This window comes from Erwinia papayae (assembly GCF_058241465.1).
Genome location: NZ_JBZCHT010000008.1, coordinates 72,394 through 97,905 on the forward strand (window position 1 = coordinate 72,394; position 25,512 = coordinate 97,905).

Here is a 25,512-nt window from a genome sequence, read left to right on the forward strand (position 1 = left end):
AATGTACTAATTCAACACACGCCGGGGGCATCATGGTTACACCAGAAGAACATTATCAGTTCCTGAAAAAGCACTTCCGCACCAAACGTTTTGAAGACCGTAACGGTAAAGTCTGGGGTGCTAACTATTCCAGAAACATCGCTGCACATCATTACAAGGATTTGCAGGACTTCGGTTATAGCCTCATAGGACGCCATGAGTCGGCTAACGGTGAATGCGTTATCTATGATTCTGACCTGAATCTTCTTGAAAGCCCCCCTGAGCGTAGCCGTCAGTCCGCAAAGTTGGGAGGTTCAGGCCATGAGTAACAGCATTAAGCTGTTTTATCCGCAGAAGAGCGAAACCTTGCCGCACCTCGAAGCTATTGAGCTTCTAAAAGCGGCACCATTCGGCGTATTCCTCGCGTTTATTGACCCGCGAACGGACACATACGTTCAGAACGTCTTTCCATTTTTTTATGACCCGGTAGATACCTACGGGCTGAAAGGGCGCTGTTTTATTTCAGAATGGCACGGACTGAACATTTACATACCCGCCGATCTTGGCTGGTACATTGACGGTCAGCAGAATTTACGTCAGAGCACAAAAATTTTCCGTCAGGAATTGGGATATCTTTGTGCTGGCCGTTTTGTCACGAAACCTGTCTCTGTGGAAGTTTCAGTGAATATCCGCGTTGGCGTTGAATTTGATGTCGCTTTCCTACCGCTGCTTTCACGCTCCGGTCACGGGAAGATAGCCACCGCTACTTCCAGTTCTCATCGTTCGGGTAGTTGTTGATGGCCTGTACCGCTCTTGTTCCTCTTGATACGCGCCAGCAGTGCGCGATGACTGCTATTGCCAAGATTGAAGCCCGGATAAGTGCCGGGCGTTCTCTGCCAGAATATCCCTATGCAAAAGCTTTTTTTCGTGAGTTGTCCGGGAAAAACGTTATATCTGCCCTTGATATCCGACTGGTCGATTCCGCTTATGATCCCTCTGTCAGGGGTGGCGCGACCAAGACTGATTACATCAAGGCTATTGACGTCATGATTGAAAGTCGTGGGGAGCAGTGGATACTACCCCTCTCTAAATCAGTAATAGTGTCCATCTTTCCAGCATCGTCAGTCAGGCAGATACAGCGCCGCGATCACCGGGAGCAGATTATCCTCACCCGTAGTGAGCGCCGGTCAGAACAGCAAAAACAAGAGAGAATGTTTGTGGCTGAAAATACAAAGAGCGATGCGTGGATCGCTTTGCAGTTTTGCCTGCCGGGTACGCACAAAAGATGGTTACAGGTCTGGAGAGACGAATTGGAGAACGCGGGGATCACCGAGTGGGAAATCAGGGCAATGCTGACGCGCTGGTGGTCAGGGTTCTGGATAGCTCGCATCCGCACTGACTGGCGTTGGTGCGACAGCATGTATGAGTTCCTCAATGAGCTGGACTACGTTATTGAAACGTCGTCACCTCATGATCTTGCTCTTTGTCGTGCTGCCTTACCGCTGGCACTCCCCCAAACCACGATTACGGCCTGAATATCAGCGTGACGTTTTGAATCCTGCTCCATATTTCATCAGAGGGCGGCTTAGGTAGTTTGGTATAGCCAAGTATCTTTAATGTTCTCTGGCACAGTTCTTTGTCACCCTGTTCAGCTTTAGCCCCAAGAATATTACCGTCCCGGTCAATTTTCACGCTCAGACTACACTTCTTCCCTTTATATCTGTTCGCATCATAAATCTGGCGCTGTATGGCTCCTGTGATATCAGATACATAATTTGCAGTCTCGCGATCAGGTATGTTATCAGCCCGTATGGCAGCAGTATCATCAGCTAAGGCTGCGCCTGAAAGGGTAAGCAGCACGCATAAGATTCTTATACTCATCATGACCTCTATTCCCTGTTCCTTTTAATCAATGTATATCAGCGCGTTTTCTTCGGTAGTCCATAGCATCTGGTAAAATACCAATATGTTTCAGTGTATACGGGGTTGTTCATGACCGGGCAAACATTTTTTCTGGGTGATTTGGTTCACTGCTACCGCCATCATGGCCGCTGTGACGGCGCAAAAACAGTATGCGGTGTTGATATGCGCGACGGAGTGACCTTTTATCGCGTAACCCCATCTGATGATCCGTGGTATACCGCAGAACAACTGACAATGGCACAGCGCCCACCAGAGGAAATGTCTACGTGTTTTCAGGTCGGTCAGCGAGTGCATTGTTACAACATTGATGATCTCTATATTGGTACAAAAATTGTTGAAAGTATCGTTGTCTTTGATGGTGAACCTCATTATTACGTTACACCAACAGACACTCCGTGGTTCTCCTACAGAGAATGCTCCCTTAAAGCAGTGCTGGATGCCATTCACCCCGTAGCAGAATGTGAAAACATGATTTTCTGAAAAAATCAGGGAAGGGAACGCGATGACAATTTCCACTTCGTTATTTTACTACCAAGACCTGTCGCCATCGGCGAAAGCCCTTGCTCGCGCACGGGTTATGGCTTTCGAAGAAGAACAGTACAAAAAGTTGGTTGCTCACTTGAAACAAAACCGTCCGGCCAGCAGTATCAATGCGCTGGTTAACGATACATACCATATTCAGCGTGTAGTCAATAGATTACAGGCCGTGCGTAAATACCAGCGAGCTTCACAGCATGAAGTTGAACGCGCCATTGAGGAAAATCTCTGCATGTTCGATGCTGACGGTCGCTATTATATGTTCACTCAGAAAGCCTTCTACTGAGGTGTTTACATGCCAAGTCAAATAAATGAAATTATTGAAAGGAGTCGCGCCGCTTTTAAAGAAGGGTGGTTGCAGGACATCCTTAAACAACCGGGCGCACCTTTTCATACGCTGGCCGGGCTGGTGGGTTTGATTAACTCATCACGCGCCAGTCACGGTTTCGAGCCTTTACCCCATGTAGATCGCGAAGATGGTGCACAGGCAATACCTGTAGAGCTGCTCTACATCCTGCCTGAACAATGTGACTGTCGCGCCATCGAGGAAGAATCTGCCGCACGTCTAATACATCCCTACAAAACAAATCCGCTTGCGGTTAGGCCTTTAATTGTAGAGCAGATGTTGATAGACGGTGAATTGCGGTTGGCCGTTCGTGATGGCTGTTTGCGCTATATCGCAATGATCATGGCAAAAGAGCAGGGGGCACAGGTTGATTTTGTCCTGGTAAGGTCTATGAGATAGAAAATTGCCAGACAAGACAGGAGGGGAAACCTCTTAAAATCAGCAGCCTACGGGCTGCTTTTTAGTATCTGGCGTATATTTTCATAATCATGAGAACCTCAGTCAACATTCAAATGACAGTCAAAAAACGTTTCAATTACGATTGAATGCATTTTAGATAACTGTTATCGAAATCACTACCGTGTACCAGAAATTCTGGTATAGTTCCAAAAAACGATAACAAGGGGTGTATATATGTCAGATAATTTTGACCGACTACTCGAAACCGGTAATCGCGCGAATATCATGCTCAACTGGCTGACAGAGCAAATCCAGTCGAAGCGGGAAGAATTCGAGCAAACCGAGTTTTATAAAACCTACTCTAAAGCCGCAGTATCAAAACTACCTCACCTGAGTAAGCGAGCTGTTGACGCCGCAGTCGAGGAAATGGAAGCAGCCGGGTATCAGTTTGGTAAGCGTCAGGGGGGAACTTCAACACAGTACGCCATGACTATTCAGAACATCATTGATATTTACAAACACAGAGGTATCAAAACCTACCGTGAAAAACGCGGAAAGGCTTTCGTTATCTTTGTTGTGAATTTGAAAGGTGGTGTATCCAAAACGGTTTCTACCGTCACGATGGCACACGGTATGCGTGCGCATCCGTCCTTACTGCATGAAGACCTGCGCATTCTGGTCATTGACCTCGATCCGCAAGCGTCGTCTACGATGTTCCTCAATCATCATCACAGTATCGGCCTTGTTAATAACTCCAGCGCACAGGCCATGTTGAACAAAGACCTGACCCGCGAAGAGATTCTGGAGGACTTCGTGAAGCCTTCCATCGTGCCGGGCGTCGATATTATTCCCGCCTCTATCGAGGATGCATTCATTGCATCCCGATGGACGCAGCTATGCGATCAACATCTGCCGGGGATGAATGAGAACAACGTCCTGCGCGAAAATATCATTGACAAAATCAGTGACGATTACGACTTTATCTTTGTGGATACGGGGCCTCACCTTGACCCGTTCCTTATCAACTCCATAGCGGCCAGTGATATGCTGATGACACCGGTTCCGCCTCCGCAAGTGGACTTTCACTCTACGCTCAAGTATCTGACTCGCTTACCTGAGCTTGTTCAGCTTATTGAAGACTCAGGGCTGCAAAGCAAAATCATTGCCAACGTCGGGTTTATGTCGAAAATCATCAATAAATCAGACCACAAACAGACGCACAGTTTTGCTAAAGACGTTTTTGGTGGTGATATGCTTGATGCTGTTCTTCCTCGTCTGGAAGGATTTGAGCGCTGTGGGGAATCTTTTGATACGGCTATTAGCGCCAACCCGCAATCTTATGCCGGTAGCCCCGAAGCACTGAGAACTGCGCGTACCGCCGCAGAGGATTTTTCCCGTGCAGTGTTTGACCGTATTGAATTGTTGAGAGGTGCAGCGTGACACAGAAGAGAGAACGCCCTGTTCTGGGCCGGACTTTTGCCGAATCACCTCTTTCCGGCAAACCTACCGTGACGACGGCTGAAAGTAGTCAACGTTTCACTCTTGCCTCGGGCCACAAGGTTACATTTCACGTCGAAGTGATCCCCGCAGAGTCAGTTGAAAGCCGCACTTATGTTGATCAGAGTATTAACGGAAGAGATCAGAGCGCACTCAGCGCCGAATCTCTTACAGACATCACCCGCACACTGCCCTTGCAGCAGTTTTTCCCGGTGATTGGTCGTCAGGTCGGTGAACGTATTGAAATCCTCGATGGTTCGCGTCGTCGTGCTGCCGCGCTCATTTGCGGAGTCGGACTACGAGTCATGCTCACCAAAAGCGATATTAGCGCGGATGATGCCCGCCAGCTCGCTGCCGATATCCAGACAGCCAAAGAGCACAACATTCGTGAAGTCGGGATGCGCTTGATGACACTGCGTGACAGCGGCCTCAGCCAGAAGGAAATTGCCGAGCAGGAGCGTCTTTCTCCGACGAAAGTAACGCGAGCAATTCAGGCTGCATCAGTACCTGAAATACTACTTACTGTATTCCCGGTTCGGTCAGAACTGACGTACCCGGATTACAAAAAGTTGCTGACTGTATCTGAGGTGGCTGAAAAGAAAAAACTTGAACTTGATGCGCTGGTGGCCGATGTGGGCAAAGAGGCCGAAATATTGCGATCAGGAACGAATCTGTTACCTGATGATTACAAGAATGAGGTCATTAAGCTTTTTGACAAATCCATATCGACTCTTACGGTTAAACCTGCGGCAAACAAACCTGTTGTTGAGTCGCTAAAAAAATACGATGACAGCCGCGCATATGCACGGAAAAAATCGAACAGCAAAGAGCGGAAGGTTATTTACGAATTCAGTCGAATCAGTAAAGAGGCGCAGGAAAAAATTGACGAGGCGATTCGGGCGATCATAAATCAATATGAGTAGTGAGGCTGTAGGGTGAATATCAACGACCTGTACGGTATAGATCGCGAGCTGGTGATTGTGTATTGCAGGCTATCTGGTGGGAGAGGGGGACGGCTGCAACAACCTGCCATCCAGCTCCCCCTTCCGAAGACGTCTTTGGTCTGAATGAAGTAAGCGAGGCTTTGCGTCTCATGGGGGCGTCCCAGATACGTTGATAAATTAAGCCCTGTTTTACAGGGCTTTTTTGTTTCTGAAAGAACACTCCCCGCTCGATAAAACACGTATAACTTTATGTTTATAATGAGTATTTCCCTGTAATTTCGGGGCGAAATCCCGCGCATTTTTCTGGGGGTATAAAGTGTGATGTTTCGGGTTAAACTTCCCGCATGGGATAATAGTCCCACCTGAGATGGCTGTTCGTCATAACTTTACTCAGAATTGTTTGAAATTGCTGATTGCCTGACTCACTCTGGGCATTGCGCTCAGATAAAACGGGAAACATGTATGTCCTCTAAAAATACCAAATATGTCACCTTTACTTTTAATGGCAAGGCTCCTTCTGACTGGATAGCTACACTTACCGAAGCCAGCGAACAAACCTCATGGATAGACCCAGAGTCGCCGGGGAGCGTTATCCTGAGAGAGATTATGCTCAATACTCCGGTTGATGTTGAAGCATACACAGACAGAAGCACTATTACGGTAGAACTTCCGAAGCAGGCTGACGCGTTATCATCATTGCTGGGTATGTATGCCGCTACTGATGCAAAAATACTTTTATTGGCAGGCTGTCAAAAAGTCAGCTCGCTGGCGAGCGTCACACTTAAAACCGTAACGCTTGAGCCTTCTGGTTTTGCTATCTCCAGTGAACATAAGGCCGAACGTTCCCTGTATTTCATGACACATAATGGGATTTGCGTTAAGGCGGACTCCTCAGTAACTCTCTGTCCAGAAAAACTTCCCGGCGCGACTTTCTTCGCCAGCGAAGAAGAATTGGATTCTGCGGGTATTGTGCGTTGGGGTGAAAACGGCGGGGAAGGGTGGCGGACTCATGCTACCGTGATGGCTGGCCGCGTTGTGTTAATTAATAATTTCGGTAATATTATAGCTCTAGGCAATGAACCCGAAGATGCCATTAACTCAATTAGTAACTGACCGGGATGTAAAAAGTGAGTGTATTTTCATTCCAAACATCTTGGCGTGATCCGGTGCTGGTGGCTTTGAATGTGCTGTGCATTATTATTTTTCATTATGAGCTGACGGCCTATCTCGCTCCGCTACAAAAGCCTTTCCCACTAGAGCTTGGCTTTTCTTTTTCTCTCGCACTTGCTGTATTTATGGAGCTGCGACACGGTTTCAACCGGTTAGTGTTCATTCAGTTAACAACGACTGTTATCGTGTTCATATTCGGAACGTTCGTTGCACATCTGCTACGTTACCAGTATCTGTCACTGGCTTCTTTCATGATATCAGAGCCGGATATTGAAAGCGTAATCGGCAGCGACTACTACGCAGCCCTGACAAATCCTGCTATTGGCTATGGAAGTTGTTTTGCTGCTGGCCTTTCTTTCTCTCGCCTTTTCGTCTGGAAGATATTGCGAAGACTTTTGCTTGCGATCTTTACACGTGGGTGTAGTGATAAAATTTGTCCATGCTGCGGAACCGCAGTAAAAAAATAAAACATTTATCTTTTAAAAGGGAAACCATGCATAACAAATCGTCACAACCTGAGCAGCAAATATCCAAGGTGAAGTCCCCGGCCTTCATCGGTTCATTAATTTGCTTTATTGGATATATAGTTATCATCGGGCTGGGTTACGCAGAGAAATTGTCTGAGAAGTGGATTGGGTGGATTGATATCGCCTGTCTCGTTCTCGGTCTGATAACGTATATAGCAGACACCTCTGGATTTCTTGAGAAAAAACCAACGTGGTTGCCTGCGGCCAGAACGATAACACTTGCGACTATTTCTTTGTCACTTTCAATTCATATCTTTACTCAAACAAACATGCTCGCCCACTTTCCGTTATTTGTTTCACTCGCTTGTGTACTTATTGTCGTCGTCGTAGTTTGGGCTATAAAAGCAGGCTTTGAACGGTGGAAAGGTAAAAGCATCTAATTTTCTTCGTTATTACACATCTTTCTGATTGAAATCCCAGCCCTGTATATGCAGGGCTTTCTGGTTCCAGATAAGCAACCAGCCGATCTCATTTCATCATTTGTCATGATTAAAGCCGTTTTATATTCGGCCTACAAGGTTTCTGTGCAATCATAAAATCATCAATGAACATGCTTGTACGAATGTATAAAACTAATCTTACGCAGAATACCCTGAATTAATCCCATTACGTCAGAACCGAATAAGGAACAATAATGTACGGAACAGTTAAAGAAGTTATCGAACGCCTGATTCGTAGAAACCCTGATGAGCCTATTGGTGCCATATTCTGGGATACAGATGATGTTAAAGAAGCGATGGCTCTCCAGCGCAATGAGAAGATTGATGACGAACTAGCAGAACAAGCTTTGTGTCGGGTTATCTCTACTCATGACGCGAACCACGGAGTTTGTTGGGGTACGTTCGTCTGTACTGTAGATGACATCAGACAGGAGTTAACTGAAAAATCCGAACCGTAAAAATTAAGCTACACCAAACGAAGCCTGCAAAGCGGGCTTTTTTATTGTCTGAGACTGTTCAAATTTTATTCGTTCATCTTTTCGACCCTTTGTTTATCAGTTATAGTCTGTTTCCAGATACTCCCATGAGAGGGCAATTAGACGGAGGGGAATATGTTTAATCCGAAAGAAAATAATGTGACATACCATGCGATGCTTCGCTGGACTGAGCGTGGGTACATGGGGAATATCGGACTTCTTCATGAGCTATCAAAAGCTGAACCGCTTGACATGGATGCCGCCAAAAAATAGTAACTACTTGCAACTATTTTTGCATGTAACTAACCTATTCCATAAAAATCAAGAAGATAAAGTGTATTTATTCACGAGGTGGTTTATTTTTGTTTTGGCAGAGGAGAGTAGGTATGTCCCGAAGCATATCGAAATTGTTGTTCGTGGGATACTGGCTCACTTTGGTTGTGATGATCGTGATATCAGTAGCAGGTAGTCGTGCTCTCATACGTAGTGATGACTTACGTGTTTATCTGATGGCTTCAAGCATAGCCCCATACAATACTAATTGGGTAACTGTGATCAGGAATCGTGATAAGCCAGACATTACTGCATTGATGGTAAATGTGCCCGGCACCGACGATAAGACTCATATGCGCTTCATAGAGTACGCGACAAGCGATTTGGCTAACTTGGGTAGGGATACGCTTAAAAGCCTCGTACAGAGCGATACAGAAGCTTCTATTCTTGGTAGACCTACATACGGAATGCTGGTAGATGTCGATCCTAAGCAGGCCAAAATGTTGATTTATGACACAAAGGCCGACATGGCGCTTCTTGGTCTAACGATGTTCTCCGTGCCGGAAGTCGCATTTCTTGCGGTTGCCACATTGATAACGCTGCTTAAGTATGTGTTAACGGGAAGAGGACGAAGGGCGTTGGTGGTCTTTAGTTACTGGACAAAAATATCCTATTTTGTTTCGTTTTTGTCTATGTGCGCAGCTCTCTGGCTTATGTCTTTCCCGGTTTATCCTTCGCTGCTGAAATGGGTTCGTGAGTTGTTCTGATTAATTTTCGATTATTATTCAACCTCTACAAAGAGATAACGAGCAGGGCTGTGATTAAGCAGATAGTGTTGTTCTGGCTGAACTCTCAGAAGAGGACGCGATAAAATTTTATTTGGAATTGAAACAGGAGAAAATTATGGTTTCAAAAGTAAGCATTGGAATTGGCGGAAAAAAAATCGAAGTTTCTGGACATAATATTCGTGTTGCTGGTGGCGAAATATATGTTGATGGACAGCAAATTAATGTTGGCGGAGACATAAGGCCGATCAATGTGGTTATCAACGGTGATGTTGGCGTTCTGGAGACTGACAGCGGCGATGTGACTATCAATGGTAGCGCAGGGTCTGTAACAACAAAAAATGGTAACGTCAGTGCTCAAAGCGTTACAGGCGACGTCACGACTAAAAACGGGAATATCCATTGTGGATCTGTAGCGGGTTCAGTCGATACCAAAAACGGCAACATAAATCACCGGTAACAGGGTAGACAGATGAAGATTTTTAAGATTTTAACACCCTATGAAATTGAGTTGTTACAAAATTCAGGGTTCCGAAAAGTGGTCAATGAAAGCATATCTACGGAAGGTTTTCTTGAAGGTTATAACCGCCTGAACAATATTACCTTCAACCTCCCAAAGAACGGGCTGGAAATTCTAATTGATCAGGCTACGGGGGCAGGGGACAGGAGAATCCGCGAGTACCTGAACGGTTTGCTGCCATTTATCTATAGAGCTGTTTATCTGCCGTTATGTTCTGGATTTACAGAGTGATGCTGACTGAGCGGGAACCGCTTTCAGGGAATGAATGGGGGTATCTTTCATTTCCTGAAAGCGGTTGGACAAGCGGAGCGCGTCAGTGAGAAAACAACTATGTTTGCAAGTTGTAAGCAATGTAGAAGAACTGCTCTCTTGAGTTATCCACATATCCACCGGCTAGATCCAATAATAAGATCCATATAATATCAAAATAAGATCCTAACAGATCCCGGATCGCGCTATCCCTTGGTATAGCTGGCTTGAACCTCTTTGTGGATGTGCTGTAGTGGGATCTTGATGTGTTGTAGAGGGGAATTGATGTGCTGGAGAGGGAAATCTATGTGCTGAGGCGGGATTTGCTGTGTGCTGGAGAGGGGAAATTGCTGTTTTTATCAACATTGTGAGCTGAACCATTGGTATAAAAAATTATTGCTTAATAAACAAGTGCTTAAATGTTTATTTTTCATCGAAAAAAGATCCTGTTAGTAACAGATAATTAACAGGGGGTTGGCTGTGTTTTTGTTAATGATGATGAAAAACATAGAGTTATCAACATATCCACCGGAAAGATCCAATAATGTAGATCCATATATCTCCATTAACTGCCAAACAGATCCCGGAACATCTAACTACCTGATATTAATGGCTTTAAAGCGTTTGTTGATGTGCTGTAGCGGGAAAGCTATGTGCTATAGCGGGACAACGATGTGTTGTAGCGGGGAGACGATGTGCTATAGTGGGAAAAGTGATGTGCTGTGGTGGGATGGCACATTGTTTTTATTCACATTACGCATGTGGTCGTGCAAATGGAAAATTCGAATAAAACCAAGAAGTTGTTCAGGGATGCGATCCCGGAACCGGAAAATGATACACAGAGGAAATTGACAGTCACTACGCATTCATCGGTTCAGCCAGCAGTGTTAATGCGAATGGGGGTTTTTGTCCCGACTAAAAAGAAGGGGACAGAAGCTGAACCAATCAATGCCAGTAGTGCTCTTTCGAAACTTGAATATGCCGCGAAAGAGGGTTATACGGACGTGGTGATTACAGGCCCACGCCTCAACCTGTCAACGGATTTTAAAGTCTGGATGGGTATTATTCATTCATTTAGCCGTAGTGATGATGCTCTCAAAGGAAACACAATTACTTTAAAATTCAGTGACTTTGCACGTAACTGCCAATATCCAAACAAGCGCTTTGATTCTCGTTTGCGTAAAGAGATCCGGGATTCCCTTGCAAGAATTCGTGGGAAAACTATAACCTTTTCAAGGCCGGGTGCTACTAAAGTTGATATCACGGGCTTATTAAAAACCGCTCAGTTTGATATTGAGACGAATACTATTGTTCTCGAAGCTGACGAAAAGCTGTGGGAACTCTATGCTGATGACAACCTTACACTTTTACGCAAAAAACCGTTATCAGCTTTGCCTCGCAAAGAAGCTGCCCAAGCTATCTATACTTTTATCGCTTCCCTTCCGGCTCAACCAATACCGTTATCGTTTAAGCGTCTCCGTGATCGCTTGTTACTTCCCAGTAGCAAAGGAGAGCAAAACCGTACAATTCGCCATGCGCTTGAAGATTTGCGAAAAATCGGTTATCTCGATTATGAATTGGAACAGGATGACACCAAGGAATACATTGTTAAAATCAAACGCAGAAATCCCACTCTAAAGCCAGAAGACTGATCATTTCTTTCCTGTCAATGTGCTGGAGCGGTGGCCGTTCCCTCCAGCACATTGAGGTTTATAACCACCGCTTACTTTTCTATCTTCCCGTCTCTGCACATTACTTTCACTAAAGCAGTCTATTTTCCTTCTGGTGCATAAAACACTTTTTCTGTGTTTTATGTGCTGGAGCGGGATAAGCATCGTTGATGTGCTGGAACGGGAAAAACATCGTTGATGTGCTGGAGCGGGAAAAACATCGTTGATGTGCTGGAGCGGGAAAAGCATCGTTGATGTGCTGGAGCGGGAAAAGCATCGTTGATGTGCTGGAGTGGGAAAACATCGTTGATGTGCTGGAGAGGGAAAAACATCGTTGGTGTGCTGGAGCGGGAAAAACATCGTTGGTGTGCTGGAGCGGGATAGCGATGTGCTGGAGAGGGAAATTGTCGTTGGCATTCGAGATGGGGTTATACCGGTGTGCTGTCGCGGGAACCGGGATGTGCTGTGGTGGGATGCGATATTATAGGTTGGTCTGGTAAGCTCTGGGCGGTTCTTTTGATGTGCTGTAGTGGGAAGTGTTAGGCAGGTGCGACCAAATTATGTGATAAGCATCACACAAGAATCGTGTTGCAAGCTTGTTTTACTGGTTTTACCCCCGGAAAACGTCTCCTTTTTTTGTCATTTTCCCGCTGTAGCACATCAATAAAGTGAATATTCCCACTCCAGCACATCATGCAAGGGGGAGGTTGCGCGATAAATGTACAAGGTTCCCACACCAGCACATCGCTATCCCACACCAGCACATCAGCACTGTACGTCGCAAACCCTTTGTATCTCTGGCTTCCCCCTCCAGCACATCGCACATAACTATACTGATCATAAAAACAGTGCGGTTCTGTCGTCATTTCCCGCTCCAGCACATCACAGAGCTAGGGTAGGTCAGCCTGTCGGAAACTGATGGATTTCGACATAAACCCGAACCGTGATTTAATAACCTAAAGAAAGATATTTAAAGGAATGAAGATGACGCGGGGCGCATTTGAGGAGTCACTGAAATTTTATGGTGATCGTCAAAGAGATGAAAAAAAATGCACTGCGCTGAATGTCCAGTACAGCGCGATACCCAAGAGATCGGTGATGACAGTAAATGTCGAAATGGCAAAACTGATCGGTGCAACGGCTGACTGGGAAAACAAAATTTATCTGCAATTGTCACAGTATGAACTGATGCACTTTTGCGAACTTCTTTTTGGTCTCAGAAAAACAGCCGAGTTTAAATATCACGGTGCAGGGAAAAATAAGGGGCTTACCATTCACAATAATGGCGCTCAGGGGGTTATGCTTGTCATATCAGAAGCAGGTATAACATTACAGCATCTGTTGAACCATGATCAGCGTATTGAACTGGGTGCTTTTGTGATCAGGAGACTGGCTTTGTCCTGGCAGGTTTCGGTAAGTGATGTTTTGGCAATACTTCGTCAGTCAGTCGCGATCAGTAAAACGGTCGGCAATTAAAGAGGGAACGCCGTGAACACGAACGATGCACGTTCACTTGAACATACACTGAAACAACTCAACGAAGCGTTTGCGGCGAATGCGGAGATTCAGCGTGAGCTGGCCCGGATGCGGGCCAGACTAAGTGATGCTTATGAAAGAGAAGCTCAGCCTCTACGTGCTCAGTTAGTTATGGGGTCAGAGGTGATTAAGGAATGTCGTACTCAGTATGAACGTCAACTGGTTGCTCAATGGGGTGGGCTGATATCACCTGATGATGAAATACGATGCGCGACTTTTCTTCCCGGATTCAGCCCGGACTTATCGATGTTGTTTAACCCTCCATATCCGGGATTTTGTGAAGGTATGCTTACGGAGTTTATGCGCCACCATTATCTCTTCCGAGTACAAACGAGTGAAGATAAAGACTTTAATATAGGGCTGCGATATTCACCGGAGAAAGACAATTTACCGCTTATGCTGAAAGGGATTACAGCGCTTTTACCCTACGTGACAAAAACAGAAACCGGCCATATTCCTGTTTCAGCGAACACCTCCATCACTTTCTCCGACAGAGAAGGAGGGAGTGCTTACATAGCATATGAGTCGCTCGTCATCGATCCTGAATCGGGTGAAACGAATTTACTAATTCATAAGTCCAGACGAGAAGAAACAGTACGACTTCATTTTCGTGACGTTAGGTCGGCCTTGCTACATCTGGTTTCTGCTCGTTATTCCTCCATCAATCGGTACAGAAAATTGTTTGAATAAAATAAGAAAGGCTTCAGGAACGCTTACCAACGAAGCTGCCGCGTCACGGGCAACCGTTCGGTAGATGCAAAACCAGTTTGTATCTACCTCACCGTTTTCAGTAAAACATATTTGCAAGGTAAGTTATGAATCTGGATAGTCTTAATCAGCCGCTTACACCGGCATCTGAATTGGTGATTTCTGTTATTGTATTTGCATACTCAGCATTCGTTTTAAAGATATTGTGGAACACTTTCGTATCGCCTTTCGGTGTTAGGAAAATCAACACCTTTTGGGCTATAGGTCTCGTACTCCTTCTATACACACTTATGTATGTAACTTTTCCTACACGGTTAGTTTTTTCTGCGGAAAAGGAGGAGGTAGCCGTGACACTAATGAGTTACGTGAGAATGGTGAGTCGTCTCAGCATTATCCTGCTCTCGACATTATTTTTACGCCCTCTGATGCCAACGATGACTAAGAGTGATAATGACCCCAGATTTTCATCTGGATCAGATAGAAATGAAAATAAGTGAGGATACAATGGCAAACGCGAACAAATGCCGGAATGACGTGGTGATCACCGTGAAGTCAACGCCACTTAACGAATTGATGAAAGACTGGTCACAGGAGGAGAAGGACAGGATGGCGCAGGCGGTGATCAACAACACTAATTTCAGGCTTCAATTTAAACAACCTGAGTAAATTTAAAAGGGCCATATGGCCCTTTTTATTATCAGACTTCACTTTTTCCAGTAGATGTCTTTTCTTCTGCCTGTTTAACCGCAAACGCAATGACTTCATCTTTATCCAGTCCGGCCACGCTGGCTAGTGCTTCCAGCACTTTACCACCCTCACTGAAAAGAGCGCGGGTTTCATCAGCGCTCAGTTCGTCAGTCTTGGTGTCGGTAAGCGACGCATAGGCAGCAATAACTCTGCGAAGTGGAAACAATTTTTCAACCGGAAAATATTCAGGGAACAGCCGGGCGTAATGTCCCGGTTGTATACTGTTTCGTGCTAAGGGTGAGTGATGTGTGCCGTATTCAATGATGGACTGGATTACTTCTGTAGATCTGACATCGGATGTCAGGAAGAAAAATTGGGTGCCGGGTAGAAACGAAAAATTCATCGAGTGGAGAGCTGAACCTTTCGGCATATCGGAAAGAAGTTCGGCCAGTCCTTCCTTAAATTTGCTTGGCATACTCATTAGCGTTTTCTCTCAGTGATTGTTGCATAAGATTACCCGACTGCGACCGAAATTACAGCCGGGCAGATATCAGTTCATAACAATGCCAACATCAGCAGTGTTGCTCTCTTTGTTCACTTTTACCACCAGCTTTTCCCCTGTAATGGTTTCAATCAGACCGTCATAATCTTTATTGATCTCCTCCGGTTCAAAGAGGTCAAACGCTTTTACGTCTTCGGTATTCACAACGCGGCCAGCCCCGACCACACAGAATATCTTCTTCTCCAGTGTTTCAGAAGTAATGAGTGTTTGTAATTTACGGGCCTGATCCTGCTGCGCCTGCGGTAGCTCATTATAAGAAAAAAGATTAATGCCATAGGCAATAGGTTTGATGTGAATAAAAGTATCAGAGGTAAACCAGTCAGCCCACCTTACTTTAGGGTGGTCTTCATGGAATTCAATGCAGAATATTTTCTGTTCAACCATCACCTGAAAAAGGCGAAGAAGGCCCGGAAGACAATCTGAATCCCAGCCATCGGCACACAATGTTTCCTGAATATTGTCCCATGCTGTAGCAATGCTACGGAGATTTACGATTACGCTGTTTCTGGCACCGCGATAAACATAATCTGCATTTTTATTGCTGGCGATGCCATAAAGAAAATCCTGATCCATTACGTGCCGGGAAGACACTTTTGCGGTGGCATAGATATAAACATCATTACAGAGAAGGCTCATTTCTCAGACTCCGGTTGTTGTTATGACTCAGTGTGCAAGAGAATTAAATTATCTCATGACCGGAGAGAGGGCCGAATAGCCGAAAACACATCAATGGAGCCTATTTAATATCAGCGATCAGAGCGAGAATTTTTTTAACTTCACTGTCGCTCAGTTTGTTCAGTACCAGCCGGTAATTCCCTTCGATGCATTCTGTAACTTCGCCGTTATGTTTATCGTCTCCGTTTTTGAAATGAAAACTGTTATCGGTCATTGCCGGGATAACAGCCATACCAGCTATTTTAGCTGCCGATACAATATCCATGAAAACATTTCTCGCGGTGACATGCTTATCTTCTTTTTCACAGGTGGCCTTATTCCATTCATCCACCAGCGGTGTTAATTTTTTGATAATATCACTGGCACCGTATAGATAAAAATCTTCTTTAGATAGCTCAATGCTTTCACTCCGGTTAACGCTTTTTTCGCTGACAAACACCATAAATAAAATGACGCTTTCGCCGATATCGACGAGCATAGATACCGCACCATTATTTAGTTTTGCACGAAACGGATTCATTATTCGAGGTGTATTTTTCCAGCAGTCTGGAAGGGAGTTAATAACATCTTCGATGTTGATTTTCGTGTCAGGAATGAGGGATTCAGCCATGATGAAGGCACCTTTAAGGGTTGATTTAAACTGATTATCGCACGGGGAACGGGAGGGCCGAAGGGTGTTACGGGCCGAAAACCCAATGTATTAGACCAACATGCAATAGAGGGGTATAAGCCCCTCCGCTTCGCTCCGGGGCAGGGAGTTCCGCTTTTACGCTGTGCTTCTTTGTGAGAGGGGCCGGAATTCAACCTGAACATTTGCGCCGGTATGTGAGAAATAAAGAAGAGAGAAAAGGTGTCGTCTTTGAGTCCGCACAATCTCTCTGGTTAGCGCCCCGAGAGATAATAAGAGAAGAAAGAGAGAAAAAAAGAAAAAATAAAAGAGGGCCGACGACCACAAGATTTTCAGCGACGACAAAAGGTAAAAGAAAAAGACAGGTTTATCAGCGGGCGGGTTCTTTATCGCTTCATTGCATGTTGGTCTAATTTGCGTTTCGGGTGTCGCTTTTTATGTGTTATCTTGCCGTCGTGGATCTACTTATAGTTTTTCTGACCGGGGAGGTGACAGTGACCAACATGATTAGTTTTCGTGATAATTCCCGCCTGAGTCTTTCTACTGACCAGATCGTGAATTCCGTTCCCGGTTTCCGCACCCGAGCCGATGCGCTAAAAGCCGGTTCCACTTTTGGCTGGAGAACGGCTATCCGCTTAGAACGTCGTTTCGAAAATATCTGGGTGGTGGGAAAGAAAGACTTTCAACCTGATGAGACCGACGGCATGTGTTATGATGCATTTCATCTCCCGTTACTAAGATGGGAAAACAAGGACGGGAAGATGGTTTGTCCTGTGTTGAAAATTCGCAGGTTAATTTTGTAATTTGATGCGCTGGGTGGAAGTCGAAATTAACTGCAAAAAAGTGAAGGAGAAATACCGTTGGGATTCCTTAAATTTTTTACTGGTTTTTCACGGGCCAGAACGGTTGCGCTTGGTGCAATTCTGTTCGTTATCGTCAGTAATCTTATCGATAGCGGATTCAGTATGAAGATGGGTTACGGGGCAGCGGCCAGTTTGTTTTATTTCTGGTTAATGTTCAAACTTAATCTGGGTCAGACCCCGATAATTATTTGCGTAATGTGTATTTTGCTTATTTTCACTATTCTCGGGGTCGATCTACAGGAAATATATCGCGACTACTATGGTGGTTTTTTACTGGGAGGATTTGCCGCTCTTATATACCATGACTTCCGTGTCTGGCTAAACCATAACAAGACCTCCCGAGACTGAATCATTTCCAGCCAGAAACCCCGCACGCTAATGCGGGGTTTTCCGTTTCTCGTACTCCGTAGTTCACTTTTCCATCCTAATGATAAATGACCTCATTTTGTCGCGTTTTTTTCTTTGGTGGTTATTCTGAGCGTGTTATTTTGCTTTGAGATTCTTACCATTTAAATTTCAAGTAGCTAAAGGATTCCACATGAAGAAAATTGTTTTCCTGATTGCCACGTTGTCCTTACCGTCATTGTCTTTCGCAATGACCCAGACTCATGATACTGCCGTCGTCGATAAATTGGCTGAGATTTCCAGCAAGCTTGATGTACTTATTAGTCAGGGGGAAATCAGGGAAAATAATGATCTCCTGTCCCGCCCGACGCCGGAAGGGGCGTGCATTTATGCGAATAAGATCTTTCCTGACGGTCAGGTACACGATGTCAGTGGGACGAAGCAAAAATGCTCGAAAGGAGAATGGAAAGACGTTAAATAGCGGTCGCTAAAACACAGCAATTTATACATACAGGATGTATAAAAGGCCGCGATTGCGGCCTTTTGTGTTTAGGTCTTCTCATGCAGTTAAGCACACTGTTCCCGGTTGTAACCACTGCGGTATCGGTTAACTCATAAGGTTTCCTGCGCCCCGGAATGTTCCCGCTTCGGGGGGCGGGAGGGGAGCTGTATAATCAGAAAAAAAACAACGGGGTACATACATGAATCATCATCCAGTAGAGCTGGTTTATAAGGCGCTGACCTCTATTCTGGCTCCCTATCTTACAGACGCCAAGCCAGTGACCGGTAGCTGCTCTTGCTGCGGCCGTCCTGCATCAGAGTTTGGTTTTAAGGGCTTCGAGCAAAAGAACAGTTACGGTCAGATGGTGATGCACTGCATTCCTTGCCAGAGTTTCTTCACATCCGCACCGGATGTCATGGGTGTAGAAAACCCCAAAAAACCGACAACCGGTCAGAAGTTTGGTATGTGGTCTGGCGTTGGGGCAATTATCGAAATTAACACACTCCGCGCTGTTCTGTTCGCACCTCCGGGTGTAGTCGCGAAATTGCCACCGGCTTTTTTCGAGAAGGTGAACGTCGTGACTGCCACCACCGGCCAGCATTTGCAATATCTGTTCAATACAAATATTGAATACCCTGCGATTTATGTTCAGGACTTTGGACGTAAAACCTATGAACTGGTCAGATCGCTCCGCGCCAGTTATAGCGATAATGCAATCTACGCCTGCTGCGATCAGCTTATGACGCCACAAAATTCCGTGTCGTTTGTGATTGATCTCAACAAAGCAAAACGGTTGCACGAGCAGATGGCCACTTACGGAAAAAAAGAAGTCGATATCTTTATTCGCACAGTTTCGATGCTGGCCTACGCACGCATTACACCAGAAAAAGCATCCGATGAATTTACAAAGCATGGGCTGCTTCCTTTGCTTCGCGCTCTGCCTGCCGATCCGCACCAGAGACTCACATTACTGCGTCTGCTGAGAAAGGTTTAATAACAATGAAATTCTACGAAAACGCGTTTCGCGTGCGCATCCCTTACTCTGACATTTACCGCATTCATCAGAATCTTGATTTTCTCATTCAGGAGAAGTGCAGCATTAAGTTACCGTATTCATTCAACATTCAGCCCGGTAACGCAGATGATGCACACATTCTTCTAAGAACATCAGTTGCTATGGGTTTTCCCGGTGAAGTGTGTCGCAATCTGACGCTTAAAGTTGGTGATGCCATACCATTCGTGACGACGCTCACCATGATTCAACGCGTCATTGACGGGAAACGTAAACGAGAGATCACTACGCCGCCTGAATTGCAAAAGGGCTATGTCACAGAAAGATTTTCCCGTGCAGGTTTAGAGTTGCAGGAGCTGCTGGTCTCCCCACCTGAATATTTCTACGTGAAGAAATCCAAAAAGGATAAAGCGATTGTGCTTCCGGCATCCATCATTCGTGCCACTGGCATCGTTACGTCTGTTGAAGAGGCAGAAAAAGCCATAGTGTATGGCGTCGGTCGCAAAAGAGTATTTGGTTTTGGCCTGATAAATATCACTGGAGAAAGTTGATGAATGTACCTGACCTGTTTGCCTTTGCCGGGTTAACTTCCCGTGAAATTCAGCAGGAGTACATCAGCTCTGTCACAGCGGGTATGAGCTGCGCGAACCGCGTAGCACTTCTCAGTGCTGATACTGGTGTTGGAAAAACGCTTGGCTACCTTGTTTCTGCATTACGCATCATAGAAAAAGACCCGGATGCAAAATTTATCATTGCGACCAGTTCTCATGCTCTTATGAACCAGATTATGGGCGCGGATCGACAGGCCATTGAATGCATGGCCGCGCAGATCGGGCTATCCGTCAGTTTCTCCCGGTTGATGGGGAAGTCCAACTATGTATCTCCGGCAAAAGCCCGCGACGTGTTGAAAAGCTACCCTCAAAGCTACTCTGACCATGAGCGGGTTTTAAGTGCGCTCGCGCAATGGTCTGGGCCTCTGGTGGAATTCGAAGAAGAGTTCGGCGAGCTGCCTCCGGGGATCAGGCCCGAAATGGTTACATACTCTGTATGGGATGATGCCATCCACATTCGTGACAATCAGCGTGATGCCCTCAATGCCCGTTTTGTCGTGACAACTCACGCAATGGTTATCATTGACTCGCTCTGCAAAGGGGTTGTGTTGGGGGATAAGTTAAATACGCACCTTATCATTGATGAGGCCGACATGTTTGCTGACATGATGGATCTATGGCAACAACGACGACTCAACATTCGCGATTTACTTGGCTCTTTGGGGGACAAGTTTCCGCACAGTGCCATTGTCGAAATTCAGGAGATGGCAAAAGAAATCACCCGTGTTGCTGACGGACTTCACTTTAATGGCTCATCTGCGGCAACAGCACTGTATGAAAAAGCTGTGGACACACTGGCGCACGCCGGGTCAAAAATCAGTGACAAACCCAGCCGTAATGCTTTCCTGAATCTGCTGTATAGCTGGCAAATGGCAAAAGCAACAGGGGGCAGAACGGGCATTGGTGTGTCCAGAATCAGACAAGAACCAGCGCTGATCAGCATCAACCCGTTTGTTGGCCGGAATATAGGCCGATACTGTTCAGAATGGAAAAGCACACTCCTTACCTCGGCAACCCTGAGCATTACGAACAATGTCGAACGCGGGATGGAATGGATAGTGAAAGCACTCGGCCTGACCGAAGACATGATTTCGCTCAAAGACATTTTCACTCCTGAAAACTATGGAACAATGGAGCTGACTATCGCCGGCGCTGAATTCCCGGAAATATTCAGCAATCCGAAAGAGCAGGCTTTCTCTGAGGCGTGGATCACTCAGGTTGCTGATGCAATCCGCAAATGCAACAAACCGCTGGTGGTGCTGACGGCCAGCCATGCGGAAGGACGTGAATTAGCCTCTCGTCTGGATAAGGCTTCGCTACCCGTCTATCTCCAGCGGGCGGGACAACCTCTTTCCGAGATAATCAATGCTTACCGTGAAAAGCCCGGAATTTTCATTTCTGCGGGGGCATCTGTTGGCCTTAGCCTGCACAACGACGACGGCAGCCAGATGTTTCACGATCTCTTCCTGACCCGGATGCGCTTCTCCCCGCCAGATCGCGAAGGTGTTGAAAGTTATCACCAGTTCCTTAAAGCGCAAGGCTATAACCACACAGTCGAAGCGCTGACGCGTAGTTTATACATATCACAGCTACAGAAAGTTGTGCGGCAGGGCAAGCAGGCTATTGGTCGCGGAATACGAAGCGAAAATGACTTTGTCCGCGTCACCATTTTCGATCCCCGTTTCCCTGAACCTAAAGATATTTCATCACGATACCGTGTACTGGAAAATATTGTCCCGATCCGGTTCGGGCAGGCATACCGCACCTGTAAAATATTATCTCCAGCCAAAAGAAGAGAGGACATCGAATGTTAAACGCTAAACCGTACCGGGTGATCATGAAATCCTTATCCCCCGTGGTCATCAGCGGCATTCCTCCGTCACTCGATGGCGTTCTGTATGAAGCCATATCTCAGGTGATTGCCAGCAACGATCCCTCTGAGGTTTTGCCTGCCTTACGTGATGTGCTGCTGTTCAATGAAGCATTGGGGGTATTCCATGCATCATCGCTCCGTTTTGGCATTACCCCGGAACAAGGAGTAAGCGCGGCCACCAGCGTAAGGTGTGACTATTTTTCACAGGAAAAACTAAGTTCGGCCATGTTCTCTCCCAAAGAGAGGGGCGGGAAATACAGTCTGATTCGGCTTGAGGGTGGGCCAACAAAAAAGAGACTGACTTCCCGCCCGGCTTACTCAGCTCCTTATTTGACTTTTGATTTTGCCGGTGATGCCGATGCGGTAGAGAAGCTGCTTACACTCACTCATGTTGGTGTCGGGTATGACTATTTCTCTGCGGCAAACGGGGAGTTCACCGATGTTCGTATTATCCCGTTAGATGAAGATATCAGTATTTCATCTGGCGATGTTGCTGTCAGGCCAGTGCCTGACACATCTGGTTTAGATGGGGTTAAGGGTTTGTCCCCCCTCATTCCTCCTTATTTTCACGGCGAAAAAGTGGGGGTGGTATACCCTGAGCCGGTTCGTTTTAACCTGATTACTACTTTATTGTGAGGCAGACATAATGAGAACGTTAAACTTCAACGGAAAAATCACCACGTTAGAACCCTTGACCGTAACGCTCAAGGGTGCTGTTTCTGCATCCGGGCATCGTCTGCCACGCAACGGAGGCTATTCGTCCAGCCCATATTTCCCCGGCACCAGTATTCGTGGCGCGATCCGTCATGCTGCCCATCTTGTCATTGTTGACCGGGTTGGCTTTGACGCGGAGGGGAAAGTACCATTTGACCTCGCAGACCACTTTATGATGGCTCAGGGCGTTGATATTGCAGGTGATAGCGAGACGTTCGCTGCCGGGGAAATCAACGCTGGCGCAGAGTTGCGTCGCAAGAACCCGCTACTGAGCCTGTTTGGCCGATGGGGACTGGCTGGCAAAGTCGGCATTGGTAACGCCATCCCCACGAGCGATGAACAATGGGGCATGTTCGGCGGTGGGGCGCGTACCATAATGTTTGAGCGCAACGAATCCCTGTTTGAGTTCCTGGAGCCGGATCAGGTTGACCGCCTTAACCGCATCATCACTGAGCAGTCCGAAGCAAGCGTAGACATCACAACTATCAAGGCTGAACAGGCCGCGCTGAAAAAACTGATGAAAACTGCCGATAAAGACACAAAGGCGGATTTGCAGAAAAAAGTTAACGAACTGGATGAAAAAATTCAGTCTCGTAAGGATGAAAAATCCGAAGCCCGTGAGTCCATTCGTCGTCCTATTGACCCCTATGAAGCATTCATTGCCGGGGCTGAACTGAATCACCGAATGAGCATTAAAAATGCCACTGACGAAGAAGCTGGCCTGTTTATTTCTGCGCTTGTTCGTTTCGCTTCTGAACCGCGTCTCGGCGGTCATGCGAATCACAACTGCGGGCTGGTGGAAGCAAACTGGAGCGTCACGACATGGAAGCCGGGTGAACTCACGCCAGTCACCCTTGGCGAGATCAGTATTAGCCCTAGCGGTGTAAAAATCGAAGGTGAAGAGCTGTCCGCTATGGTCGCTGCTTTTGCAGAGGCAGATGGATTTGATTTTAAAGCCCGGTGATGCATAATTTCTCGGTAGGAAAAATATGACCCATTTTTCCTTTTTATATCAAAGCAATATAATTAGAGTGTTTCCCCTGCGTGCGGGGGTTATCGCTGGACACCGGAATCCCCGCGTAATCTGACTGAGTGTTTCCCCTGTGTGGGGGTTATCGGGGAACAACGGACTGAGAATAACGCATAATGGCGTGTTTCCCCTGTGTGCGGGGGTTATCGGCGCACACCGAAAAAGCACCGCGCCCGTGCTAATGTGTTTCCCCTCTGTGGGGGTTATTGGCTTGTCCGCAATCCGGCGTTTCATCGCCGTTAGTGTTTCCCCGGCTTACTGGGGTTATCTGGGGCATGTGGCTTTCTACGGAAAGAACGGAATCGAGTTTCCCCTGTGCGGGGTTATCGGGCCAGACGCCCAACGCTCTCTCGCCAGCTCTGGTGTTCCCCCTGCGCGCGGGGGTTAACGGTCTACTTCGAGCTTATCACAGGTATTGCCTGATTCCCCCTGAGTTCGGGGGTTGCCGGGCTATAGAGCGAGAGCCGATTTTTACTGATCTAGGATTTTCCCTTCTTCGCGGGGTTAACGATGTTGTGGGCGAAGGAATATGCCATCAATAGCATTCCCCTTCTGGGGGTTAACGGGCCGTAAGAAATGCAAGTATTGATACATCCCCTTTTTTGGGGTAAGCGCATGGTAAAAATGAATAGGATTTTTTAGCGAGAAAATCAGAATAGGATTTAGCAAAACAGTTTTATTGCTACAAATACCCTTGTTGGTTAAAATACATACTGTATAAACCAACAGGGGTATCCGTCATGGATTTAAGAAAGACATTTGAACAACTTACCGACGAACTGCTTGCGCTGAAAAAGTTGATCAGCGAAAGCTCGCCGTTGTTTGCTCGTGTCTCGGTAATTCCCCCGGTTTTGCGCGGCGCGGAGAATGAGCCTGTTAATGAGATTGTTCCCATTCAGTTGTACGGGCGGGAGGCAATGATTAAGGCTGTAGATACGTGGCTTGACCTGCATATTAAAGATGAGTTTTCTCAGAAGGCGGCACGTCGCGCCTCGGGGGTGCTCTGGTTTCCTACCGATGACAACGCATTCACTCTGGAATTAGTTCGTCTGTTGGAAATAATTAATACACTCAAATCCAGTATAGAAAACCACATCATCAGCACCTTCCAGACCAGAACGTCAAGGTTTGAAGCTCTACATAACCAGTGTACAGGAGTTTTGACCCTGCACTTATATCGGCAAATCCGCTGGTGGCATGATCAGCACATTTCTGCGGTCAGATTCTGTTGGCAGGAAAAAGAGTCTTTGCTGGTGCCGGACAAAGTTGAATTACTGGCACGGATGGGCAAAGACGGCAGGGAAGATGAAAGCCAGAAGATCCCAATGAGTCAGTTGATACATAAAGTATCTTCTGTACCCGAAGATAAACTTCGTATAAGACGACGCCTCAAAGTGCAGCCGGTGGCGAATATTACTTTCGGTGACGGACTGAAAACTGTAACAGCTCCAATGCCGTACATCATTATTCAGGATGAACGGCCAGAGATAAAAATGTTGGGCCATTTTGATGCTTTAGAACGTGCCAAGCGTAAGCCACGCAATGACAGGGTTAAAACTGAGGTCATAGGTCATTTTCACGGAGAGAGCATTGAAGTAATTACAGAATAAGGATTTTCACTGGACATTTGCCGCTCCGTTAACTACTGTATATGCGTACAGTAACAACCGGGGGGTTATATGTTACGTATAGATGTTCGATTCGATGCAAGTAAGAAGGTGTCTGCAAAAATTCAGCAGGCATTAAGAACTGAAATTGAGAAGGAGATCCTGTCAAATTATGAACGTGGTGTGGTGAGAGTAGGGAAGGGCAGTAGTGCAGAAGTTTCCATAACTGGTGTAGATGACGAGGAAAAAAAAGCTATATTGCAGCGACTGGAAGACATATGGATGAGTGATAGTTGGTTGCCGTCATAGCTGCCATTACCCCAAGCCGGGCATTATGTCCGGCTTTTTTTTATCTGGGTTCTGACAGAAACACAATGTTGTTTGTTTGCAAGACGATTCGCTGAGTATGTCTCTGAACATCTAA

The 25,512-nt window shown here is 46.3% G+C and carries 35 protein-coding genes; 30 read left to right on the top strand and 5 right to left on the bottom strand.

Annotation, left to right across the window (positions count from 1 at the left end):
- Window positions 1-32 precede the first annotated feature (32 nt).
- The 3 genes from AC3RPL_RS03920 to AC3RPL_RS03930 are packed head-to-tail and all read left to right on the top strand — an operon-like array spanning window position 33 to window position 1,514.
- The gene (locus AC3RPL_RS03920) at window positions 33-308 is read left to right on the top strand and encodes a hypothetical protein (protein ID WP_490739042.1); all 276 of its coding nucleotides are present in this window, start codon (window positions 33-35) and stop codon (window positions 306-308) included.
- Window positions 301-777, top strand: a complete 477-nt coding sequence (locus tag AC3RPL_RS03925; protein ID WP_196530429.1) for a hypothetical protein — start codon at window positions 301-303, stop codon at window positions 775-777. Before AC3RPL_RS03920 ends, AC3RPL_RS03925 begins: the two co-directional genes overlap by 8 nt.
- Window positions 777-1,514 carry a plasmid SOS inhibition protein A gene (locus AC3RPL_RS03930; protein WP_124767152.1) on the top strand — a complete coding sequence of 246 codons (738 nt, stop codon included), beginning with the start codon at window positions 777-779 and terminating at the stop codon, window positions 1,512-1,514. The genes AC3RPL_RS03925 and AC3RPL_RS03930 overlap by 1 nt, the downstream gene beginning before the upstream one ends.
- Here AC3RPL_RS03930 and tolA read toward each other — a convergent pair.
- The gene (tolA, locus tag AC3RPL_RS03935; RefSeq protein ID WP_490739043.1) at window positions 1,504-1,863 is read right to left on the bottom strand and encodes a cell envelope integrity protein TolA; all 360 of its coding nucleotides are present in this window, start codon (window positions 1,861-1,863) and stop codon (window positions 1,504-1,506) included. The genes AC3RPL_RS03930 and tolA overlap by 11 nt on opposite strands.
- A gap of 108 nt (window positions 1,864-1,971) precedes the next feature.
- On the opposite strand from tolA, the gene AC3RPL_RS03940 reads away from it, so the two are divergent.
- The 15 genes from AC3RPL_RS03940 (at window position 1,972) to AC3RPL_RS04010 (ending at window position 12,222) form a co-directional block, all read left to right on the top strand.
- A complete protein-coding gene (locus tag AC3RPL_RS03940; RefSeq protein ID WP_490739044.1) occupies window positions 1,972-2,382 on the top strand; it encodes a hypothetical protein in 411 nt (136 codons plus the stop codon).
- A gap of 22 nt (window positions 2,383-2,404) precedes the next feature.
- A complete protein-coding gene (locus AC3RPL_RS03945; RefSeq protein ID WP_490739045.1) occupies window positions 2,405-2,725 on the top strand; it encodes a hypothetical protein in 321 nt (106 codons plus the stop codon).
- Window positions 2,726-2,734: 9 nt separating this feature from the next.
- On the top strand, window positions 2,735-3,184 hold the full coding sequence (locus AC3RPL_RS03950; protein WP_490739046.1) for a hypothetical protein: 450 nt from the start codon (window positions 2,735-2,737) through the stop codon (window positions 3,182-3,184).
- 234 nt (window positions 3,185-3,418) lie between these two features.
- A complete protein-coding gene (locus AC3RPL_RS03955; protein ID WP_098992492.1) occupies window positions 3,419-4,624 on the top strand; it encodes an AAA family ATPase in 1,206 nt (401 codons plus the stop codon).
- On the top strand, window positions 4,621-5,604 hold the full coding sequence (locus AC3RPL_RS03960) for a ParB family protein (protein WP_490739047.1): 984 nt from the start codon (window positions 4,621-4,623) through the stop codon (window positions 5,602-5,604). Before AC3RPL_RS03955 ends, AC3RPL_RS03960 begins: the two co-directional genes overlap by 4 nt.
- 483 nt (window positions 5,605-6,087) lie before the next feature.
- The gene (locus AC3RPL_RS03965) at window positions 6,088-6,738 is read left to right on the top strand and encodes a hypothetical protein (protein WP_098992490.1); all 651 of its coding nucleotides are present in this window, start codon (window positions 6,088-6,090) and stop codon (window positions 6,736-6,738) included.
- A 14-nt stretch (window positions 6,739-6,752) separates the two neighbouring features.
- Window positions 6,753-7,262, top strand: coding sequence for a hypothetical protein (locus AC3RPL_RS03970; RefSeq protein WP_023285980.1), 510 nt, complete (start codon window positions 6,753-6,755; stop codon window positions 7,260-7,262).
- Between the two features lie 26 nt (window positions 7,263-7,288).
- On the top strand, window positions 7,289-7,702 hold the full coding sequence (locus AC3RPL_RS03975) for a hypothetical protein (protein ID WP_114261664.1): 414 nt from the start codon (window positions 7,289-7,291) through the stop codon (window positions 7,700-7,702).
- Window positions 7,703-7,956: 254 nt separating this feature from the next.
- Entirely contained in the window at window positions 7,957-8,220 is a 264-nt protein-coding gene (locus tag AC3RPL_RS03980; RefSeq protein WP_107321248.1) for a hypothetical protein, read from the top strand.
- Between the two features lie 153 nt (window positions 8,221-8,373).
- Entirely contained in the window at window positions 8,374-8,511 is a 138-nt protein-coding gene (locus tag AC3RPL_RS03985) for a hypothetical protein (protein WP_164970786.1), read from the top strand.
- Window positions 8,512-8,624: 113 nt separating this feature from the next.
- Window positions 8,625-9,278 (top strand): hypothetical protein, encoded by a 654-nt coding sequence (locus tag AC3RPL_RS03990; RefSeq protein ID WP_115455157.1) that lies wholly within the window; start codon window positions 8,625-8,627, stop codon window positions 9,276-9,278.
- A 136-nt stretch (window positions 9,279-9,414) separates the two neighbouring features.
- A complete protein-coding gene (locus AC3RPL_RS03995; protein WP_107321245.1) occupies window positions 9,415-9,756 on the top strand; it encodes a hypothetical protein in 342 nt (113 codons plus the stop codon).
- A 12-nt stretch (window positions 9,757-9,768) separates the two neighbouring features.
- Complete coding sequence (locus tag AC3RPL_RS04000) at window positions 9,769-10,047, top strand: hypothetical protein (RefSeq protein ID WP_107321244.1); 279 nt, start codon at window positions 9,769-9,771, stop codon at window positions 10,045-10,047.
- 791 nt (window positions 10,048-10,838) lie between these two features.
- Window positions 10,839-11,717, top strand: coding sequence for a RepB family plasmid replication initiator protein (locus AC3RPL_RS04005; RefSeq protein WP_223349446.1), 879 nt, complete (start codon window positions 10,839-10,841; stop codon window positions 11,715-11,717).
- Window positions 11,718-12,069: 352 nt separating this feature from the next.
- Window positions 12,070-12,222, top strand: coding sequence for a hypothetical protein (locus AC3RPL_RS04010; protein ID WP_490739048.1), 153 nt, complete (start codon window positions 12,070-12,072; stop codon window positions 12,220-12,222).
- Window positions 12,223-12,307: 85 nt separating this feature from the next.
- On the opposite strand, the gene AC3RPL_RS04015 is transcribed toward AC3RPL_RS04010, so the two are convergent.
- The gene (locus tag AC3RPL_RS04015) at window positions 12,308-12,601 is read right to left on the bottom strand and encodes a hypothetical protein (RefSeq protein WP_490739049.1); all 294 of its coding nucleotides are present in this window, start codon (window positions 12,599-12,601) and stop codon (window positions 12,308-12,310) included.
- A gap of 118 nt (window positions 12,602-12,719) precedes the next feature.
- Here AC3RPL_RS04015 and AC3RPL_RS04020 point away from each other — a divergent pair, with 118 nt between their 5' ends.
- From AC3RPL_RS04020 to AC3RPL_RS04030, 3 genes are all read left to right on the top strand, one after another.
- A complete protein-coding gene (locus AC3RPL_RS04020; RefSeq protein ID WP_490739050.1) occupies window positions 12,720-13,211 on the top strand; it encodes a hypothetical protein in 492 nt (163 codons plus the stop codon).
- Window positions 13,212-13,223: 12 nt separating this feature from the next.
- Window positions 13,224-13,961: a hypothetical protein gene (locus AC3RPL_RS04025; protein WP_490739051.1), complete on the top strand. Its 738-nt coding sequence runs from the start codon at window positions 13,224-13,226 to the stop codon at window positions 13,959-13,961.
- A gap of 501 nt (window positions 13,962-14,462) precedes the next feature.
- Complete coding sequence (locus AC3RPL_RS04030) at window positions 14,463-14,645, top strand: hypothetical protein (RefSeq protein WP_490739052.1); 183 nt, start codon at window positions 14,463-14,465, stop codon at window positions 14,643-14,645.
- Between the two features lie 31 nt (window positions 14,646-14,676).
- Here AC3RPL_RS04030 and AC3RPL_RS04035 read toward each other — a convergent pair whose 3' ends face one another.
- The 3 genes from AC3RPL_RS04035 to AC3RPL_RS04045 form a co-directional block, all read right to left on the bottom strand.
- Complete coding sequence (locus AC3RPL_RS04035; RefSeq protein ID WP_490739053.1) at window positions 14,677-15,147, bottom strand: hypothetical protein; 471 nt, start codon at window positions 15,145-15,147, stop codon at window positions 14,677-14,679.
- A gap of 69 nt (window positions 15,148-15,216) precedes the next feature.
- Entirely contained in the window at window positions 15,217-15,864 is a 648-nt protein-coding gene (locus AC3RPL_RS04040; protein WP_490739054.1) for a hypothetical protein, read from the bottom strand.
- 100 nt (window positions 15,865-15,964) lie between these two features.
- Window positions 15,965-16,513 (bottom strand): hypothetical protein, encoded by a 549-nt coding sequence (locus tag AC3RPL_RS04045; protein ID WP_490739055.1) that lies wholly within the window; start codon window positions 16,511-16,513, stop codon window positions 15,965-15,967.
- Window positions 16,514-17,034: 521 nt separating this feature from the next.
- Here AC3RPL_RS04045 and AC3RPL_RS04050 point away from each other — a divergent pair.
- From AC3RPL_RS04050 to AC3RPL_RS04090, 9 genes are all read left to right on the top strand, one after another.
- Complete coding sequence (locus tag AC3RPL_RS04050) at window positions 17,035-17,334, top strand: hypothetical protein (RefSeq protein ID WP_490739130.1); 300 nt, start codon at window positions 17,035-17,037, stop codon at window positions 17,332-17,334.
- Between the two features lie 598 nt (window positions 17,335-17,932).
- The gene (locus AC3RPL_RS04055) at window positions 17,933-18,220 is read left to right on the top strand and encodes a hypothetical protein (RefSeq protein WP_171879657.1); all 288 of its coding nucleotides are present in this window, start codon (window positions 17,933-17,935) and stop codon (window positions 18,218-18,220) included.
- A 220-nt stretch (window positions 18,221-18,440) separates the two neighbouring features.
- Window positions 18,441-19,235 carry a hypothetical protein gene (locus tag AC3RPL_RS04060; RefSeq protein ID WP_490739056.1) on the top strand — a complete coding sequence of 265 codons (795 nt, stop codon included), beginning with the start codon at window positions 18,441-18,443 and terminating at the stop codon, window positions 19,233-19,235.
- A gap of 5 nt (window positions 19,236-19,240) precedes the next feature.
- Window positions 19,241-19,804, top strand: a complete 564-nt coding sequence (locus AC3RPL_RS04065) for a type I-E CRISPR-associated protein Cas6/Cse3/CasE (protein ID WP_080861817.1) — start codon at window positions 19,241-19,243, stop codon at window positions 19,802-19,804.
- Window positions 19,804-21,678: a DEAD/DEAH box helicase gene (locus tag AC3RPL_RS04070; RefSeq protein WP_490739057.1), complete on the top strand. Its 1,875-nt coding sequence runs from the start codon at window positions 19,804-19,806 to the stop codon at window positions 21,676-21,678. The genes AC3RPL_RS04065 and AC3RPL_RS04070 overlap by 1 nt, the downstream gene beginning before the upstream one ends.
- Complete coding sequence (locus AC3RPL_RS04075) at window positions 21,672-22,373, top strand: hypothetical protein (protein WP_080861820.1); 702 nt, start codon at window positions 21,672-21,674, stop codon at window positions 22,371-22,373. The genes AC3RPL_RS04070 and AC3RPL_RS04075 overlap by 7 nt, the downstream gene beginning before the upstream one ends.
- Before the next feature lie 10 nt (window positions 22,374-22,383).
- On the top strand, window positions 22,384-23,415 hold the full coding sequence (locus AC3RPL_RS04080) for an RAMP superfamily CRISPR-associated protein (RefSeq protein ID WP_490739058.1): 1,032 nt from the start codon (window positions 22,384-22,386) through the stop codon (window positions 23,413-23,415).
- 806 nt (window positions 23,416-24,221) lie between these two features.
- Complete coding sequence (locus AC3RPL_RS04085; protein ID WP_490739059.1) at window positions 24,222-25,091, top strand: DNA replication terminus site-binding protein; 870 nt, start codon at window positions 24,222-24,224, stop codon at window positions 25,089-25,091.
- Window positions 25,092-25,160: 69 nt separating this feature from the next.
- A complete protein-coding gene (locus tag AC3RPL_RS04090; protein WP_032409493.1) occupies window positions 25,161-25,397 on the top strand; it encodes a DinI-like family protein in 237 nt (78 codons plus the stop codon).
- The last annotated feature ends 115 nt before the right edge of the window (window positions 25,398-25,512 follow it).

Excerpts from the sequence above, each read along its gene's own strand:
- AC3RPL_RS03920 (WP_490739042.1), top strand. The coding sequence starts at position 33 with ATGGTTACACCAGAAGAACATTATCAGTTCCTGAAAAAGCACTTCCGC.
- AC3RPL_RS03925 (WP_196530429.1), top strand. The coding sequence starts at position 301 with ATGAGTAACAGCATTAAGCTGTTTTATCCGCAGAAGAGCGAAACCTTG.
- AC3RPL_RS03930 (WP_124767152.1), top strand. The coding sequence starts at position 777 with ATGGCCTGTACCGCTCTTGTTCCTCTTGATACGCGCCAGCAGTGCGCG.
- tolA (WP_490739043.1), bottom strand. The coding sequence starts at position 1,863 with ATGATGAGTATAAGAATCTTATGCGTGCTGCTTACCCTTTCAGGCGCA.
- AC3RPL_RS03940 (WP_490739044.1), top strand. The coding sequence starts at position 1,972 with ATGACCGGGCAAACATTTTTTCTGGGTGATTTGGTTCACTGCTACCGC.
- AC3RPL_RS03945 (WP_490739045.1), top strand. The coding sequence starts at position 2,405 with ATGACAATTTCCACTTCGTTATTTTACTACCAAGACCTGTCGCCATCG.
- AC3RPL_RS03950 (WP_490739046.1), top strand. The coding sequence starts at position 2,735 with ATGCCAAGTCAAATAAATGAAATTATTGAAAGGAGTCGCGCCGCTTTT.
- AC3RPL_RS03955 (WP_098992492.1), top strand. The coding sequence starts at position 3,419 with ATGTCAGATAATTTTGACCGACTACTCGAAACCGGTAATCGCGCGAAT.
- AC3RPL_RS03965 (WP_098992490.1), top strand. The coding sequence starts at position 6,088 with ATGTCCTCTAAAAATACCAAATATGTCACCTTTACTTTTAATGGCAAG.
- AC3RPL_RS03975 (WP_114261664.1), top strand. The coding sequence starts at position 7,289 with ATGCATAACAAATCGTCACAACCTGAGCAGCAAATATCCAAGGTGAAG.
- AC3RPL_RS03980 (WP_107321248.1), top strand. The coding sequence starts at position 7,957 with ATGTACGGAACAGTTAAAGAAGTTATCGAACGCCTGATTCGTAGAAAC.
- AC3RPL_RS03985 (WP_164970786.1), top strand. The coding sequence starts at position 8,374 with ATGTTTAATCCGAAAGAAAATAATGTGACATACCATGCGATGCTTCGC.
- AC3RPL_RS03990 (WP_115455157.1), top strand. The coding sequence starts at position 8,625 with ATGTCCCGAAGCATATCGAAATTGTTGTTCGTGGGATACTGGCTCACT.
- AC3RPL_RS03995 (WP_107321245.1), top strand. The coding sequence starts at position 9,415 with ATGGTTTCAAAAGTAAGCATTGGAATTGGCGGAAAAAAAATCGAAGTT.
- AC3RPL_RS04000 (WP_107321244.1), top strand. The coding sequence starts at position 9,769 with ATGAAGATTTTTAAGATTTTAACACCCTATGAAATTGAGTTGTTACAA.
- AC3RPL_RS04005 (WP_223349446.1), top strand. The coding sequence starts at position 10,839 with ATGGAAAATTCGAATAAAACCAAGAAGTTGTTCAGGGATGCGATCCCG.
- AC3RPL_RS04015 (WP_490739049.1), bottom strand. The coding sequence starts at position 12,601 with ATGACGACAGAACCGCACTGTTTTTATGATCAGTATAGTTATGTGCGA.
- AC3RPL_RS04020 (WP_490739050.1), top strand. The coding sequence starts at position 12,720 with ATGACGCGGGGCGCATTTGAGGAGTCACTGAAATTTTATGGTGATCGT.
- AC3RPL_RS04030 (WP_490739052.1), top strand. The coding sequence starts at position 14,463 with ATGAAAATAAGTGAGGATACAATGGCAAACGCGAACAAATGCCGGAAT.
- AC3RPL_RS04035 (WP_490739053.1), bottom strand. The coding sequence starts at position 15,147 with ATGAGTATGCCAAGCAAATTTAAGGAAGGACTGGCCGAACTTCTTTCC.
- AC3RPL_RS04040 (WP_490739054.1), bottom strand. The coding sequence starts at position 15,864 with ATGAGCCTTCTCTGTAATGATGTTTATATCTATGCCACCGCAAAAGTG.
- AC3RPL_RS04045 (WP_490739055.1), bottom strand. The coding sequence starts at position 16,513 with ATGGCTGAATCCCTCATTCCTGACACGAAAATCAACATCGAAGATGTT.
- AC3RPL_RS04050 (WP_490739130.1), top strand. The coding sequence starts at position 17,035 with ATGATTAGTTTTCGTGATAATTCCCGCCTGAGTCTTTCTACTGACCAG.
- AC3RPL_RS04055 (WP_171879657.1), top strand. The coding sequence starts at position 17,933 with ATGAAGAAAATTGTTTTCCTGATTGCCACGTTGTCCTTACCGTCATTG.
- AC3RPL_RS04060 (WP_490739056.1), top strand. The coding sequence starts at position 18,441 with ATGAATCATCATCCAGTAGAGCTGGTTTATAAGGCGCTGACCTCTATT.
- AC3RPL_RS04065 (WP_080861817.1), top strand. The coding sequence starts at position 19,241 with ATGAAATTCTACGAAAACGCGTTTCGCGTGCGCATCCCTTACTCTGAC.
- AC3RPL_RS04070 (WP_490739057.1), top strand. The coding sequence starts at position 19,804 with ATGAATGTACCTGACCTGTTTGCCTTTGCCGGGTTAACTTCCCGTGAA.
- AC3RPL_RS04075 (WP_080861820.1), top strand. The coding sequence starts at position 21,672 with ATGTTAAACGCTAAACCGTACCGGGTGATCATGAAATCCTTATCCCCC.
- AC3RPL_RS04080 (WP_490739058.1), top strand. The coding sequence starts at position 22,384 with ATGAGAACGTTAAACTTCAACGGAAAAATCACCACGTTAGAACCCTTG.
- AC3RPL_RS04085 (WP_490739059.1), top strand. The coding sequence starts at position 24,222 with ATGGATTTAAGAAAGACATTTGAACAACTTACCGACGAACTGCTTGCG.
- AC3RPL_RS04090 (WP_032409493.1), top strand. The coding sequence starts at position 25,161 with ATGTTACGTATAGATGTTCGATTCGATGCAAGTAAGAAGGTGTCTGCA.